General features: G+C 53.6%; 16 protein-coding genes. All 16 read right to left on the reverse strand.

Annotated elements, in window-relative coordinates:
- Positions 1–5: 5 nt before the first annotated feature.
- The 16 genes from MKleb_RS19465 to MKleb_RS19540 all read right to left on the reverse strand — a co-directional run bounded on the left by MKleb_RS19465 (position 6) and on the right by MKleb_RS19540 (position 14,630).
- Complete coding sequence (locus tag MKleb_RS19465) at positions 6–617, reverse strand: tail assembly protein (protein ID WP_217076086.1); 612 nt, start codon at positions 615–617, stop codon at positions 6–8.
- Positions 618–675: 58 nt separating this feature from the next.
- Entirely contained in the window at positions 676–1,389 is a 714-nt protein-coding gene (locus tag MKleb_RS19470; protein ID WP_217076088.1) for a C40 family peptidase, read from the reverse strand.
- Positions 1,390–1,400: 11 nt separating this feature from the next.
- On the reverse strand, positions 1,401–2,153 hold the full coding sequence (locus MKleb_RS19475; protein WP_217076089.1) for a phage minor tail protein L: 753 nt from the start codon (positions 2,151–2,153) through the stop codon (positions 1,401–1,403).
- Positions 2,150–2,497 (reverse strand): phage tail protein, encoded by a 348-nt coding sequence (locus tag MKleb_RS19480; protein WP_217076091.1) that lies wholly within the window; start codon positions 2,495–2,497, stop codon positions 2,150–2,152. Before MKleb_RS19480 ends, MKleb_RS19475 begins: the two co-directional genes overlap by 4 nt.
- Before the next feature lie 4 nt (positions 2,498–2,501).
- Complete coding sequence (locus MKleb_RS19485) at positions 2,502–5,558, reverse strand: phage tail tape measure protein (RefSeq protein WP_217076093.1); 3,057 nt, start codon at positions 5,556–5,558, stop codon at positions 2,502–2,504.
- The gene (locus MKleb_RS19490; protein ID WP_217076760.1) at positions 5,542–5,850 is read right to left on the reverse strand and encodes a phage tail assembly protein T; all 309 of its coding nucleotides are present in this window, start codon (positions 5,848–5,850) and stop codon (positions 5,542–5,544) included. The genes MKleb_RS19485 and MKleb_RS19490 overlap by 17 nt, the downstream gene beginning before the upstream one ends.
- Positions 5,851–5,858: 8 nt before the next feature.
- Positions 5,859–6,317: a phage minor tail protein domain-containing protein gene (locus MKleb_RS19495; RefSeq protein WP_127719118.1), complete on the reverse strand. Its 459-nt coding sequence runs from the start codon at positions 6,315–6,317 to the stop codon at positions 5,859–5,861.
- 11 nt (positions 6,318–6,328) lie between these two features.
- Positions 6,329–7,066, reverse strand: coding sequence for a phage tail tube protein (locus MKleb_RS19500; RefSeq protein WP_416381395.1), 738 nt, complete (start codon positions 7,064–7,066; stop codon positions 6,329–6,331).
- A 9-nt stretch (positions 7,067–7,075) separates the two neighbouring features.
- Positions 7,076–7,477, reverse strand: a complete 402-nt coding sequence (gene gpU, locus MKleb_RS19505) for a phage minor tail U family protein (protein ID WP_217076094.1) — start codon at positions 7,475–7,477, stop codon at positions 7,076–7,078.
- 32 nt (positions 7,478–7,509) lie between these two features.
- Positions 7,510–8,088, reverse strand: coding sequence for a phage tail protein (locus MKleb_RS19510; RefSeq protein WP_217076095.1), 579 nt, complete (start codon positions 8,086–8,088; stop codon positions 7,510–7,512).
- Positions 8,085–8,366 (reverse strand): DNA breaking-rejoining protein, encoded by a 282-nt coding sequence (locus MKleb_RS19515; RefSeq protein ID WP_217076096.1) that lies wholly within the window; start codon positions 8,364–8,366, stop codon positions 8,085–8,087. Before MKleb_RS19515 ends, MKleb_RS19510 begins: the two co-directional genes overlap by 4 nt.
- A complete protein-coding gene (locus tag MKleb_RS19520) occupies positions 8,359–8,685 on the reverse strand; it encodes a DUF2190 family protein (protein WP_217076097.1) in 327 nt (108 codons plus the stop codon). Before MKleb_RS19520 ends, MKleb_RS19515 begins: the two co-directional genes overlap by 8 nt.
- A gap of 87 nt (positions 8,686–8,772) precedes the next feature.
- On the reverse strand, positions 8,773–10,809 hold the full coding sequence (locus MKleb_RS19525; RefSeq protein WP_217076098.1) for a ClpP-like prohead protease/major capsid protein fusion protein: 2,037 nt from the start codon (positions 10,807–10,809) through the stop codon (positions 8,773–8,775).
- Complete coding sequence (locus MKleb_RS19530) at positions 10,802–12,325, reverse strand: phage portal protein (RefSeq protein ID WP_217076099.1); 1,524 nt, start codon at positions 12,323–12,325, stop codon at positions 10,802–10,804. The genes MKleb_RS19525 and MKleb_RS19530 overlap by 8 nt, the downstream gene beginning before the upstream one ends.
- A complete protein-coding gene (locus tag MKleb_RS19535; RefSeq protein ID WP_217076100.1) occupies positions 12,322–12,540 on the reverse strand; it encodes a hypothetical protein in 219 nt (72 codons plus the stop codon). The genes MKleb_RS19530 and MKleb_RS19535 overlap by 4 nt, the downstream gene beginning before the upstream one ends.
- On the reverse strand, positions 12,537–14,630 hold the full coding sequence (locus MKleb_RS19540; RefSeq protein WP_217076763.1) for a phage terminase large subunit family protein: 2,094 nt from the start codon (positions 14,628–14,630) through the stop codon (positions 12,537–12,539). Before MKleb_RS19540 ends, MKleb_RS19535 begins: the two co-directional genes overlap by 4 nt.
- Between the last annotated feature and the right edge of the window lie 42 nt (positions 14,631–14,672).

Raw genomic sequence — 14,672 nt, forward strand, 5'->3', positions numbered from 1 at the left:
ACCTTTTACTGCTGGTCTTCGACATAAATACCGGCGGAAATAATCGCCCCACCAATGCGGCGCTTTCCGTAAAGCAAGCCAACCGGGTAGCCCTGCGCCGTGGTATTTTTCGCGCTGCCGAAACCGTATGAGGCTTTATTATCCGGTGACTCACTTCGGGATAACCCAGCGGGTTGCGGTGACAGCATCTGGATAGCGCCACCCAGCGCCGTGGCCGCACCTGCAGCAAAAAGCATGTCACTTGCCGCTATGCCTATGCCGGGCATCCAGATAGAGGCAATAATGATGGCCACGCCGATAATAAGCTGCAGCGCACCCGCCTTTTTGCTGCCAACCACTACCGGCACAATGCGGATCACATCGAATGAGTGAACACCACGCTGCGTTAACGCCTCCTGACTCACATTTTTACCGTCGAGAAATACAGCAAATCGCAACCCCCGCTCTTCACTCTGGATCATGAAACGCTCAAAGCCGGGCAAGGTATGCGCAAGGGCAACTCCTGCCTCAGCGGCATTATCAAGATGGCGCATGTGCCTCTTACCAAAGCGTCTCCCCAACTCACCGGACAGAATGATTTCTGTTTCTCGCCCGCCTGTTTCATCGCGTTTGTGCATTATTTTACCTCAACAAAAAACCCGCTACGGAGGCGGGTTGTTAACGATTAAAGGCAAATCAAAGAAGGTCTTTGTGCCTGAGTATTTTCATCGTCCTGTCACGCCAGTAACCGCCGTATGGCACACGCTTACTCAGGTGGCCATAAAGGTGATGTAGCAACATCCCCCCGTCGACCAGCACACCGCCGTGATTCCACTTATTCGACTGCACTTGCATAATCACTAAATCGCCGTCGTGTGGTGGCCCGTCAAATTCACGGAATCCGCATGCATGCCAGCAATCGTGATAAAAATTGTCCGGGTATTCATCCTCCCACCACGGATAGCTCACTCTGAAATCATCCAGGGTGATTCCATGCGTTTGCTGAAAGTAGGACATAACCAGCCCCCAGCAATCGTAAACCCCCAGCACAAAATCACGCCCGATAAGGGGGAGATCGTCGCGCGGGTGATATGTCCTCAAGTCGCCCTCCGGGTAACTGAAAATATGCCAGGGTAACCGCGTAGCATCGCACATCGCCAAATCGGTAGGGCTTGCGCGCGCGGCCGCGTCCGGGTGGCTATGTACGATAGCCACAACCTCTCCCCAATCCTCAGCGGCGGCATAGTCGCGCGGATTCAAAGTAAAACATTCCTCTGAGTTTCCGCCGGTGATGTTCCCGCATCTGAAATACCGTTCAACATCCCCGGTTTTAGCCACCACGCCGCAAGCCTCGCGCGGGTAGTCAGCAATGGCATGCTGTCGGATATCCTCAATCGTTTGAGCCTCCACAATGCCTCCTGTCAGCTTCTGATTAAACTTGTACCCGGAAAGCCGCCGAAGGGTAATTCGCTATCTTCACCAAACCGCGCTTTACAACCTGCCACAGTTCCAGAACACACATCCTTTGAGGGGTCGGAAACGGGTTTATTGTTCCGGTCAAAATAGCGATTTCCGGCATAGTCACAGCCATCACCGCTCCGGTACTGGTTGCGAATACACCAGGTACAAACCGCGTGATATTGCCGTGTAGGAATCATCAGCCCTTCCAGATCCATAGGGCTGGCCAGCTCAAACTCAACTACCGTATCAAGCTCTTGCGTTTTGGCATCAATCATCCAGAGTGAGCGCTTTTCCTGCGTCGGGTCGGCGGTCGGGTTACCTTCTTTAAAATTCTCAGCATCGAGATATTGCGCCAGCGTCTCATGAATAATAACGCGGGCTTTTAATAGGTCGTCGTAGGCGAGGCATAAAGCAGTAATAGAGCCATCAATATTCCCCACGCTCAATTTTGGCCGGGCGGCGCTGCCGGTGGTGGATGATTCCTCACCCTCATAATGACAAGGCCAGGGTTTATATTCCTCACCCTGCCACCAGACAGACTTTGAGCGCAATTTATCAGCATCAAAGCCAGCCGCTTTTAATTCCTCCCCGGTGTAAGGTATCAGGTGATTATGAAAATACATTTTCTCTGATAGTCCGCAATTTGTTGCGTCTATCTCAAATAATATGATTTCGTTTCCCGGTTCTAATTTCTGGTAATCACTGGTAATCATGGGTTGAACGCCTGTTCAAAAGTTGCCGTTACGTTAACAATCGTTTTGCTCACAACGGAATATTGCAAAGAATCCGCTTGCACACGCCAGAGCGTAAGCTCGCCAAAGGGCGGTTTAAATGCAAATGACTTTGTTTTATGCCGCCTGAGAAATGCATGAATATCCATCGCGGCATCAATATTCCCACTAAAAGCAAAACTGAATATCAGCTGTTCATCATTCAGACCAGAGCCGGATACCTGAGTATAACCATCACCAAACTGAACCTTCCTGATATTATCTTTGCTGCTGAGAGTGGGCTGGCTGTTTGCCTGTATACGCCATGCAAATGTTTCAATTGGCATTACGTTACTTTCTCCTCTGAGCCATATAAATCATCCCACCCGGCCTGAGCGATGTTTTTATTCCCTCGGTCACAGAACGCTCTACAACCATTTTCAGGCTTTTTTCCATCTTCTTATTATCGGCTTCGCTGCTGTTGCTTTCTCCCTCTCCCGAACCATTAACAAACGTTACCGGCGCATAAACATTGATACCGCCACCTGCAAACGCGCGCGTGTCTGCCGGGCTGGAGGCATTACCCACATAGCCGCCGGTCGCATAGCCGCGCATCTGTCGGTAAAGGTTAGCCACCCCGATCCGCTTCGTGGCCTCCTGAGTGAAAACAAATTCCCCTTTGTGAACAACGCCCGCCGGTTCATGCTTCCCGCCGTGGCCGGTAAAGCCGCCAGCATCAAAACCCGGTGGACGATATGAGGGGACAGGCATGGACTGCCCTGACGGCGCGGGACTGGCCCCGCCGACTATCCACCCCAGCGCACTCTGTATCGTCCACGCCACAATAAGCTGGTTAATCACCTGTGCAATCATTTTCAGCATCGACACGCCAAACTCTTTGATGTTCGCTTTCCCGGTCGTGGTCAGTTCCGTGAGCTGAGAGGACAGCCCGGAGTAAAGACTCCCGGAAACAGATTTCAGGGCGCTGTACGCGTCGGTTGCGGTGTCGCGGTACTCGGCCCATCCCGCCTTTGCACCGGCGAGCCAGTTTGAGCGTAAATCATCCTCAGCGGCGTATAGCTCGCGCTGCTTCGCTAATACCTGTTCGCTGGTGCCGGAATCGTCCTGGTATTTAGTGCGGAGGGTGTCCAGCGTCGAATCACGCTGAGATTCGCGCTCTGTCTTGCCGGTGGCGAGCCCCTGCAGCCGGGTTATCTCTGCGTTTTTCTGGTCGGTGAATTTGCTGGCCGCGTCCCTGAGCTTGTTTAACCGCTCCTGCCTGGCCACCTCATCACCCAGCGCGGCCGCCTGTTTAAGATGCTCAAGGGTTTCTGTCTTCGTGGCCAGAATCGACTTTTCTTGATCCGTCAGTTTTCGACGGCGCGCCGCTTCCTCCAGGACAGTGTATTTATCCTCCGCTTTCATCAGTGCAAGCCGTTGCTGGCTTATCCTGTCATCTGGTCCGGAATAGCGCTGCAGCGTCTTAAGCTGAGTCTGAAGCGTTAAAAGTTCGGCCTGAGCCTTTTCACTGGCCAGCTCACCGGCCGGGGCTTTGTACTTCGGCCCCTTTGGGGTTTTATTCTCATTCTCAAGCGCTTTTTTATGTCGCTTGTTTTCGCGCTCAATCGCTTTGTTTCTGACTTCAGCGTCTGCGTATTCCAGAGCCTTAATTTTTGCCAGTTCTCTGGTGTGCCGTGAGTTTTCATCCTCATTGAGTCGGTTTAGTGACGCGTTCTGAGCATCCCGGCGCTTCTGCAGCTCCTGCGCGTTTTTCTCTGCCCGGTCTTTAGCCGCTGCTAAATCTTTCTGATATTTTTCCTCCTCTAACGCTTTTAGCCTGTCGCGGTCTTCATTGCTGGCTGGCATGTACACCCTGCCAACCTGTACACCGCCCGCGTCAACCTTCTTCCTGAGTTCCGCGATGCGTTGCTCCAGCGTCCTGTCGCGGCCCACATCCATCATGGCGGAAATGGCATCGCTGGCAGCGTCCTTAACCCCACGCCATGCTCGCTCCAGATAGCCGAGGTTTTCCACCACTTTAGGCATACGCTCGCCCATTGCTTCAGCAAAGGCGTTAACCGCTATCGTGCTGGCTTCCGTCTCCCTGCCCTGCTCGCTCAGTACGCGGATATTTTCTTTTTGCTCAGCGGTGAGAAAGTGGATCGCTTTGTCGAGCTCGTTCGCCGCGTTCACCGGGTCATCTTTCAGGCGCTGGAATTGCTTAACCGTCTCGTCTACTGACTTCCCCACGGCTTTTTGCATCAGTAACGCGGTACGGGTCACTTTCTGCAGCTCGTCGCCCTGAAAAGATCCCGAGCCCACCACCGTGGCCAGTGCGCCCGCTGCATCGTGCTGATTAAAGCCATTACCGGACATTGTGCGCGCCAGCTGCATAAGCTGATCGCGACTCCTTCCAGCGTAGTTACCCGTTAAAATCAGCTGCTTGTTAAATTCCTCCCCTTCCTGCGCGCCCTGATACCAGACCTTAGCCAACAGATAGAGAGAGGCCGTCACACCGCCCACCAGCCCGGCAATCCCCAGTCCACGCAAGGATAAGAGCTGGTCAATCCATCCGGCCCGGCTCGCAAGAGTGATCCCTGAACCTTTCAGTGCACCGAAATTGCCGCGTGCCAGCTCAGAAATCAAAACGCTAATTTCTTGCCGCGCCCCTGCGCTTTTCAACCCCAGGCCCTGCGCCGCTTTCCCGGCCGTTTCCATCTTCCTGATATAGATATCAGCAGCATCACTTACACCCAGCTCAGCAGCCTTGACGCGTAACAGCTCAGCCGTGGTTAGCTTCTGCGCGGTGAGCTGAGATTTCAATGACCGGAGAAAACGCTCTTTCTGTTGCGTCGTCTTTTCTTCAGCTACCTGTAGCGATTTCTGGCGGGCGGTCAGCTCAGAAATCAGGGAAAGATAATCACCCTGCGATATTTCACCAGAGCCCCGCGCCGCTCTTACTCTGGCTTGCACAGCTGCCAGAGAGGTGGATTCCCCTTTCAGTGAACGGATGGCTTCAATCTGTTTGAAAAATGATTGCGTTAACGCATCCTGCCGCTGCGCCAGCCTGGCGGCATCTCCAGTTCCTGAGCGGTACTGCTCATTGATTAACTTTACGCGTTGGTGAACTTCATCAACGGATTGTGCTGTCTCCTCGTAGCTTTTCGTTACTTTAGCGCTGGCGGCTTCCTGTCTTCGCTGCGCGGCCTCGGCGGCGTCTGCTGCGCCGCTCATTGTTGCCTTTAGCGTTTCCGTTTGCGCTTGAGCTGATTCGTTAATGCTTCGGCGGGCGGTCGTCGCATCGCTCGCCATGCCATTTAACTGGCCTTTTATTTTCGCTATCTGCGTGGCGAATGATGCCGAATCAACATCGAGATTAATGATTAAGTCGCTAATCTGCTGGGCCATAGCGCGTACCTCCTGCGATACCTTCAGCGGCCAACATCATCGACTCCTCATTTTGTGGTTTTTCTTCGGGCGGGTTTAATAAACTGAAACTCTGAGGCGTGATCGATGTGTTTGAAAGGTCAGCTGAGGCTGCAGCCGTCATAAACTGCAGGTTAGATAAATGGGTGTCTATTAATGCGTCCTGAAAGAGATGTGACTGGTAAAAAATATGCCAGTCGGCCAGCTCCGTGGAAGTCATGCCAGCGAGAAAAGCGCGCCAATCCGCCCGGCGGAATTCGCGCGCAAGTTTCAGGACAAAATTTAATTCACTGGCGTAGGCTTTTCCGCCGTCATTGGCGGGTCTTCGCGTAGTGTCCTGGCGTCTTCGTCGCCCTGTTCCGCTTCTTCCTGCGCGACTTCTTCAGGCTCCACAACTTCCGGCGGCAACATGTTAGAAAGTTCCTTCACGCGCAGCTCAGCCGCCCGGATAGCCTCTGGCGGCCACGATTCCACAATATTAGCGGCGAGCTCGTCCGGCTTCGGCCCTTTTCGGTTCTCTTGCCATAGCGACATACCCACCAGCAAAGCGCCGGTTTCAATATCGAGACGTAAGAGCAAGCGCGTAATTTCAGACTCTGAAAGCGAATCATCAAGGGATGGCAAAACCTTTTCAGACTTCGCGAGGAAATCCAGATAATCAATGCGCTGCAGCGCTGAAAGCTCAGAGAGCGTCACTGTAATATCACGGTAAGTGAAATCACCTTTTTTCAACATATCCATTTTCTATCCCCTTAACCCGTTACCGTTGCCGTGCAAGTTGCCACGATATTTCCGTCATTGGTCATAATGACAATATTTGAAGTCCCTGCCGCCACGCCGGTAACAATGACATTGCTACCACTGGCCACCGCTTTGGCTTTCGACGGGTCAGAACTGGCCACGCGATAGCCTTTATCGCTGGCGCTGGATGGTGTGAACGTGATCGCAATCGTGGCGGTTGCTTTCACCGCTACGCTGAGCGCGTTCTTATCTAATTTGATGCCGGTCAGCGAAATGGGGGCTGCGTCGTCTTCAGCTAATACTGGCTTGCCGGTGTTAGTGATCTGCGCGGTACGGGTCACCACTTCACGCGCCGTAACTGCTTTACCCAGCGATGAGCCCCAGCCCCGGAAAACATCCACGGTGCCATTCGGATATTTGATTTTGTAGTAGCGCGTATCGCCGGACATAAACCACGCCACCAGCGCTTTCTGTCCAGAGTCACCGGGCATCCATGCAAGGGTAAATGACGTGTTCCCGGCAGATTTTGCGCCCTGCATTGTGTTTGCCCAGTCGCCGTCTTCATCATCCAGATAATCATCAGACTCTGATTCTGCCGTCAGTTCACCCGGTGTTAATTCTTTGATTTTCGCCAGACGGAGCCAGTCGGCATCGGATAACGGGTTAGTCAGTGCGTTACCTGTGCCCTTGTACACCCACAATGTTGTATAGATACCTTTCATCGGTGCAGTAGTGGATTTAGCCATCATTTATTTTCCTTACATCGTATATTCAATCTTAAAGGTGAGATCGGCGGAGCCCCAAAACGCCATTTCATCGTCGCGGGTGTAGTCGTAGCCAATCGGGTAGATGTTTTCCACCAGCGCCCCCAGCGCCTCGTTTTTGTTCACCGCCGGATAAATAAAATCTTCTACGCATTGATCCAGCTCGGAATCGGGCTTGCTTGCTTTCAGGAAAACCTGAACATGCAAAACAGCCTCCCAATCATCGGCATCGACTGTTTGCCCGGCGTATTGGGCCTCCGTCAGATAGACGGCGAAAGCGGGCAATGTGCTTTGCTCAACAAATACCGGCAAACCATCGATCACCGTGAATTTGTCCGGGCAAATCTCTTTCAGGTGATTTATTACAGCTGCGCGAATGCCTGAGTGTTTACTCATACGCTCATTTACTCCTTTGATTGTTTTCGTGGCTATCTGGTGAGGTGGATTCTCAGCTGATTTTTAAGCGCGTAAGAGAGCTCTTTGCTCATATCGCTGTTAATCAGCTGCCGCGAGATTTTCCAGAAATTCACCGTTAGCGGCTTGGCCAGAGGCACTTTCGCAACGCTAATCGGATACTGTGAACCGCTAGCGCGTTGCATCACCTGCCAGCGGCCATTAGCCAGCTGCTGGATAAATGCATTACGGAAACGGTATGGACCTATTTTAAGATAGCTGCCGCGCCCCTCCTTGTTGTTTTTCCTGCGTGACAGGCGCGTCTGAGCGGCCCCCAATTTGATAGCGGGCAAGTTACCCCGGTTAATCTTAATACCGGCGCTGAGGCGCTGCGGGTTGGCTTTTTTCAGCCTTGCGCGCTGCCTGACCAGTTTTACCGGTATTCCTTTTTTTTTGCCGTCGCCTACTACGGCCTCTTTTGCAACTTTCCGGCTTCCCTGCCGGATAGTTGCTTGCCCCACGCGGTTAAGCGCTTTGGCGGTCGCAGTCGGCACAATCAAACGGCTAAGGCTATTCAGGTTATTAATCGCCTTTTCCAGATTTTTTATGCTCATTCCTGTTCCAGTGTGATTTTCGGTTTACCGTTGAACTTCTCAAACCGCGTCACTGTCCACTCCTGGCCATCATAGAAAACCGTGTCACCGCTTCGGGGCCGGTACTCGCCAGAGAAAACCACTAACGTAGTACCCATGCCCGCCAGCGAGCCCATTTCCTCCAGCGACTCCGCCGGGATGGCGTCAAATGGCAGACCGTTAATCTCTATCGGCCTGGTCATGCGTTTGACCGTTACCACGTCCATCCGCGCCGCCAGCCGCTCGAATGGGTTACACATTCAGTTTTACCGCCACAGCTTCAGTACCTGCACCGGCATCCTCCCACACCACGCCTGCGGCTACCGCGCCAGCCTCTTCCAACTGAATTAAGCCGTCTTTCAGAAACACACGGGCACCCTGCGGGGTTTCCTCTGCTTCCACCTTCGGGAGTGAAAAAACACCGGTGGTAGCGCCAGTGCCGCTGCTGGCAGGTGGGATATCAACCAGCGCAACCGCAATCATGCCGCCAACAGCAACTGGCGCGCCACTGGCGATCACTTTTGCGCCCGCGTTCTGAAGGTGAATAGTGTTTCCGTCCTGAATGTAATTTTTAGCCATAATGATCCCTTACCGCCCCGGTAGAGGCGGAATTTAGGTACAAAAAAACCCTTTCGGGCCTGTCGGAGTTTGGGTGCTACGGGAGGGTTACTTCAGGGAGCCACGCACAAAGCCGCGATAATCCAGCGCACTGACACCAGCATCGATGCGAATTTTTGTGGCCACGCCATCAGTAGTAAAGCCGTCTTGCTGGTCAAAGTACGGGGTATCGATACCGTCGAGATAGGCCACTTCGATTGTGTCCGTGCCCTGCGCGGCCGTCAGATACCAGTTATCTTTGCTGTGCTTACTCAGGCGCGCCTCGGAAATCACCTCGGCAAAGTCTTTAATCGGGTTCAGTACCCCGGAATTTACATCAGCACCGGCAACACTATCAGAGCCGATCACCTGTCGCGCTTTGCTCTTCAGTTGCACAGGCACCAGCATAAACGCCGGGGTAATGTTCAGCGGCTGCTCGTCGTCCTGCTGTAGAAGCATCAACTGTTCAGCCTGGCTAATGGTATCAACGTTAAACTGGCCGGTTGCGATGTTTCCATGGCGCTTATCAAAGAGCGGGATCTCATCCGGCATTTTCACGTTGCCAGTAAGCAGGGCATACACCAGATTCCCGATAGTGGCCTTCGCGGCCATCCCCATTTTGCGCGGGATATCGGTAAGCGCACCCAAATCATCGTTAATAATCGCCAGGCGAGTAATGGAGAAAAGATTCCCGTAGGTTGCCAGGGCAATCGTGGCTTTTTTATCGCCGGTGGTGATGTATTTATACTCCGCGCCTTCATCCACTTTCTCCAGCGCTTCAAAGCCCCCCATGCCCACGCGGTTAGACGGTTTAAAATCGGTAAGCGTCCCTTTTTTGGTCCAGCGCTCGTAAGTTTCCGGGGAGTTATCCCAGCCCAGCATCATAGATTTATGCGACACATCCAGAAGGATAGCGCCAAAATCAGAGGATGAGTGAGTGAAAGCAGCTGCTACCATCTGCGCCGCATTCATACCCAAAATCGAAACCCCACGCTCGGTGAGCGACGCGCGCGCCAGATCCCGCAACGTCATAACGTTAAAAGCATTACTGGCTTCTACGGCGCAATGTCCAACACGTGCGCTAATCGCGTTTTTAATGCCATCGGTAACGAACCGCCCGTTATCAACGCGGCGCATGTGCGGCGGAATGGTGGTATCAATCATGGCTGTTTCACCCGCCAGCGCGGTAAGCAGTTTTTGGCGCGCCTGATCCACGGAACAATTTATATCCGCGAGGCTTTCGGCCTCCAGATTGACGTGCTGCGGGAACTGCGCAAACACCTCTCGGATCCCGCTGGCGCGCGCTTGCTGCTGCTGCATGAATGCATTCTGAAATGCGGCCGGCTCGGCGTTCGCCGGAGCCGGTTGTTGTACCGGTGCCGGGTTCGGCACTGGCGGCGGCGTTACAGAGTTGCGTGGAGGGGTAACAGAATTGCGAATATTGTCAGGCATTTTGGAATAGTCCTTAAGTTTGTGTGAATAAATACAGGCCATCGCGCTTAGCGGGTCGCTGATTTCGTCAGCAAAACCCAATTCCACGCATTCAGCGGCCGTCAGCCATGTTTCATCGGCCAGCATAGCGGCGATCTCTTCTGCACTTTTGCCGGTCTTCGTGGTGTAAGCGGTAAGAAGTAATCCCTCCCACTTATCCAGAAAATCGGCGTATTCGCGCATTTCATCAGCGTTACCGGCAGCGCTCCCCCATGGCTTGTGTACCATCATCATCGTGTTACCCGGCATAATGACTTTATGCCCCACCATGGCGATAACTGAAGCCATAGAGGCCGCAATTCCGTCAATGTGAACCGTGATGTAAGCGCCGGTACCGCGTAACAGGTTAAAAATCGCGACGCCGTCTCCCACGTTACCGCCCGGAGAGTTAATGTGGAGCGTGATGCTCTTCAGCTCGCCCAGCGCATCGAGATCTTGCTTAAACTGCTGCGCGCTAATCCCCCAAAATCCGATTTCGTCATAGATATCGATAATGGCTTCTGTTGGCTTCTGGCTGGCTTTCACGCTAAACCATGATTTAGCCCGCGGTGTGCCCGGAGTGCCCCCCGCGCTGGCGCGTGGCGGCGTAAATCCGACCTTAAGTGGTTCATTCATTCTTTTTGTCCTCGTTGTTATCAGGCTGTGGTTGCTTTTTAGCCTTCCTGCGGGATGTTTTGGTGTCATTTTTCCCTTTGTCGTTGCGCGGGTCGCTGTCAAATATCAGGCCGTGCTTTTTGTTCTCCTCAATTTCTGATAAGCGTTCCGCCTTAACTTCATCCGGGTTATGACCGCTGGCGCGTATCATTTCCGCTTCAGTGGCCCCGCCAGCGCGTATGCGAATACGCCACGCCTGGGCCTCTTTCACCGGGTCGATCCAGACCATGGAAGGTCCGCGATATTTCGCGCTGTAGAGCGTGTCTTTATCGAGGTTCGCCGGGACTTTGATTTTCCCGCTGCTGATGGCCATGCGTAGCCACATGCGATACACGCGGCGCGTGAAGGTCTGAATAAACCACTGCTGCAGCACGGCATAGCCCGCTGTCGATTCCACCAGCTCTTGCCGCTGAGCGCTGAAGGTACCGTTATAGTTGCGGGATGCACTGGAATAGCTGAGGCGCACACCGGCAGCAATCGCGCGGAGCTGCCCACTACGGAATGTTTCTAAATTTGGGTTTGGCCGGTCGGATTTAATCATTCCGATTTCCTCACCCTGCTGGAGCCCGTCGAAAATGATCCCGGGCTCAATTTCTATATCTCTGTCCTCCTCCGAACTGGTGTCGTCATAGCTCTGGCCATCGCCTTTTTTAATGTACATCCCCAGTGATGCGGCAATCCGGGCGGCAACCAGCTCCGCATCTTCGTACTCTTTGAGTGCGGCTAAACGCATGATGACGCCGCTGAGCATGGAAACACCACGCGTCTGGTGAAACCGCCGCGAAAACTTCACATGGAGCATGTTTTCAGCGGAAACTTCGTTCACATCACCTTTAGTGTGATACGTCGCCCCGGGATGGTTTTTATAGACCTGATAGGCTTTCGGGCCACCGTGTGTATTTTTCCTCACCCCCTGAATAATGTTCTGCCCGGGATCGTCGTCGAGCGGGACAAAATCGCATTCCAGCGCCTGAAGCCAGAAATAGATCCCCGCAGGTGGGGTTAAATCCTCCTGTCTGCCTTTAATGCATTGAGCGAATACTTCTCCGTCGCGCAACCAGCTGCGCAACATCATTCTCTCAAGCATGCCCCGGTTAAATTCGCCGGTCACCTCAGGGTTAACTGACCACTCCCCCCACAGTCGGGAAATTTGCCCTGCCAGCGCCTTATCTATCGTGCCGTCTTTCAGGCGAGGTAACGGGTCTACGGCTATTCCGTTTTCGCCTATTACGCGTTCTTCCAGCTTATCCAGCACCCCGATCACCAAATCATGGTTATCATCGAGGTAACGCGCCTGCTCGCGTAGTGACTGACTCCCGGCGCGGGTTAGCTGGTCTGCGGTGCGGCGCTCCCGCTTCCCTCTGTGCGTTTTTGTGGGCGTGGCGGCTTCATATGCCTGCACTTGATTTCTGGACTTCAGGCGCGCCGCCTGCCAGCCCGGAGAGAAAACGCCAATTGCCCGATCAAGGATATTCATCGTACAAACCGTGCATGTTTAAAGATGCCGCCGCCGCGTAACCGCCGTTGTTCACGCGCTAAACGCAGCTCCCACTCCTGTCGCCCCTGGCGGATTTCGTCTAAATTCTCCGTCGTCATCTCCTGCCCGTTAAACTTAATCATTTTCCCCTGCAAGACGGCGCGTTCTGCCTTTACGTATTCGTCTATGATTTCTCTCATATCGCGACAATTCATAACCATCCTCCTCCGCCTGACCAGGCAGATTTTTTAGCTTTTGATTTGGGTTTTCGTGTGGGTTTTGTAGCCGGGGTTTTCTGAGGCTTTGCCACCTGAACAGCGTCTTCAGGCAGTGGCGGGGCATCACGGTCTGGCCCTGCTGGCGAATAGTGGTCAACGGCATCAATCCACGTTTCCGGCTTTGCCCATTTCGGAGCGCGCGGCCACTTAATCTTGTCGTAGCCCTTAAGGATAGCGAGCGCTTCGGCGTACACCATCAAATCAAAAGCCTCGTTAGCCCCGCGCCCCGGTTTTTTCCAGTGGCCGTCCGGGCTGCGTTCTTCATATGTCAGCTCATCGTAGAAAGCGCTATCCAGCCATGCCGGAAAATGGACAAAACCCGGCCCGGGCGTTTCACGCCACAGTGCGCCGTTCACCCGGTCTTTAAGCGCATTGGTCTGGAGTAAGTAAAGCGGTACATCGCCGGACGCTTTCGCGCGACGTTTAGAATTGCCACTGTTGTCCGGGTAGGTTTCCTGAATAAGCTTGTCGCGCTTCAGTCCATCTCCCTTAAAAAGAAAGATGTTTCGGTGTATTCCCTCAATCCGGCAGCGCCGCCAGAAGGCGTAGGCGTTATTGGTTACGCCATCTTCGCCCCCGGAATCAACCGCCATACTCATCACGCGCATAGCCTTTGAATCATCGGCGGCGAGGGGCCACGCCCGCTCGTATACGTCAGAAATAAGAAGATCCCAGTCTTCCGGGAAGCTGGCCGGGTTAATGCGTAGCGCCTCGCCATTGGCATCACAGCGCAATGAATACTTAATTTCATACCGCGCCACTATCCAGCGTTCACCGCGCTCACCGTAGCCCACCAGCTGGACCACAAAGCGGCGATTCTTACCGCCCTGCACATCAACGGTTGCCACCAGAAAGCGCACGCCATCGGGTACAAAATATTCTTCCAGCGGTTCCGCGCGCGCTTCGAGCACTTCACTTTTCCGCTGTTCCAGCTTCGTCCGGGGGATATAAGGGCGTCCAAAGTCGGTATTGACTACCGTCTTTAACTTCTCCTCGCTCTGCGTGGCTTCATATTCCAGCTCGGCGTTAAGGTATTTGGAATAGAGCTGCGCCCATGTCTGATACGCAGCGGCTACCCCTTCCATCCAGAAAGAGGCGATACGGGATCGCCGCGGTGTTCCGCCCCGCTTACCTTTCCGGTCTATGGTTTCGCCGTCACGTAACCAGACACACTTTTTATTCAGCTCGCGCTTCATCCCGGCGTGAATAGTTTCATTGCATGAGGGGCATTGCAGACAGGCCGCTTCACTGGCCGTGGTTACATCGGGTGAATTCCGATACCCGGTCATGTTTTCCATAATCGGCTGGAAGTATTCGCCACAGTGAGGGCATGGCCAGTACAACCGGCGACGATCACCGGAGTTAAAAAGGCCCATAATACCGGTACACGGCGGGCCTTCGTGGGGGGTCTGCGGTCGCCATTTTACATCAATAACATCGCGGCCCGGCGAACTCTCCACCAGCGTTTTACCGGAGCTCATAAACGTAGTGGTACGCTTAGAGGCCAGCATGAAGCCGTCCCCCTCTCCATCTATGTTTTCGTCCATACGATCGTAATCAGTGAGCGCCACAAAGCGATAATCTGAAGAGCTCATGATATTGACCGATGGCCAGCCGATTTTTAGATAGTTACCGGCTTTAAATGTGCGGTCGTGAACGTTGTTATCGTTGCGCTTTGCACTGAGGCGTTTTTTCACTTCAGGACTACAATTAAACGTCCTGGCTAAACGTTTCTTTGAGTGTTCGCGGGCTTTCTCCTCGGAAATCTGAATAACGAGCATGTAAGCTGGGTCGCAAACTATGCTGTAGACGATCCACCCGTCAATTAGCGCAATGGTTTTACCCGTTCGCGCCGGTCCCACAAAAATCACCGCGTCATATTCGCGTGAAGCGAGGCAATTCATAGGCTCAATCACATACGGCGCGACATCCGGTTCCCACGGCACGGAGTTGGCCGCACCTTTCGGTACCCGCATATATTGAGCCACGGCGTCGCTGACCTTCATGCGACGGGGTGCACGCATCATCTCTGCAATATTTTTCCTGACCTGATTACCGCTGGCTTGCGG

Origin of the sequence: Klebsiella sp. PL-2018 (assembly GCF_019048985.1) — a bacterium.
Classification (GTDB): Bacteria; Pseudomonadota; Gammaproteobacteria; order Enterobacterales; family Enterobacteriaceae; genus Klebsiella; species Klebsiella michiganensis.

What these genes read in the sequence shown, in the direction of transcription:
- MKleb_RS19465 (WP_217076086.1), bottom strand. Translation starts at nt 617, where the DNA reads ATGCACAAACGCGATGAAACAGGCGGGCGAGAAACAGAAATCATTCTG.
- MKleb_RS19475 (WP_217076089.1), bottom strand. Translation starts at nt 2,153, where the DNA reads ATGATTACCAGTGATTACCAGAAATTAGAACCGGGAAACGAAATCATA.
- MKleb_RS19480 (WP_217076091.1), bottom strand. Translation starts at nt 2,497, where the DNA reads ATGCCAATTGAAACATTTGCATGGCGTATACAGGCAAACAGCCAGCCC.
- MKleb_RS19485 (WP_217076093.1), bottom strand. Translation starts at nt 5,558, where the DNA reads ATGGCCCAGCAGATTAGCGACTTAATCATTAATCTCGATGTTGATTCG.
- MKleb_RS19495 (WP_127719118.1), bottom strand. Translation starts at nt 6,317, where the DNA reads ATGGATATGTTGAAAAAAGGTGATTTCACTTACCGTGATATTACAGTG.
- MKleb_RS19500 (WP_416381395.1), bottom strand. Translation starts at nt 7,066, where the DNA reads ATGATGGCTAAATCCACTACTGCACCGATGAAAGGTATCTATACAACA.
- gpU (WP_217076094.1), bottom strand. Translation starts at nt 7,477, where the DNA reads ATGAGTAAACACTCAGGCATTCGCGCAGCTGTAATAAATCACCTGAAA.
- MKleb_RS19510 (WP_217076095.1), bottom strand. Translation starts at nt 8,088, where the DNA reads ATGAGCATAAAAAATCTGGAAAAGGCGATTAATAACCTGAATAGCCTT.
- MKleb_RS19515 (WP_217076096.1), bottom strand. Translation starts at nt 8,366, where the DNA reads ATGTGTAACCCATTCGAGCGGCTGGCGGCGCGGATGGACGTGGTAACG.
- MKleb_RS19520 (WP_217076097.1), bottom strand. Translation starts at nt 8,685, where the DNA reads ATGGCTAAAAATTACATTCAGGACGGAAACACTATTCACCTTCAGAAC.
- MKleb_RS19525 (WP_217076098.1), bottom strand. Translation starts at nt 10,809, where the DNA reads ATGAATGAACCACTTAAGGTCGGATTTACGCCGCCACGCGCCAGCGCG.
- MKleb_RS19530 (WP_217076099.1), bottom strand. Translation starts at nt 12,325, where the DNA reads ATGAATATCCTTGATCGGGCAATTGGCGTTTTCTCTCCGGGCTGGCAG.
- MKleb_RS19535 (WP_217076100.1), bottom strand. Translation starts at nt 12,540, where the DNA reads ATGAATTGTCGCGATATGAGAGAAATCATAGACGAATACGTAAAGGCA.
- MKleb_RS19540 (WP_217076763.1), bottom strand. Translation starts at nt 14,630, where the DNA reads ATGATGCGTGCACCCCGTCGCATGAAGGTCAGCGACGCCGTGGCTCAA.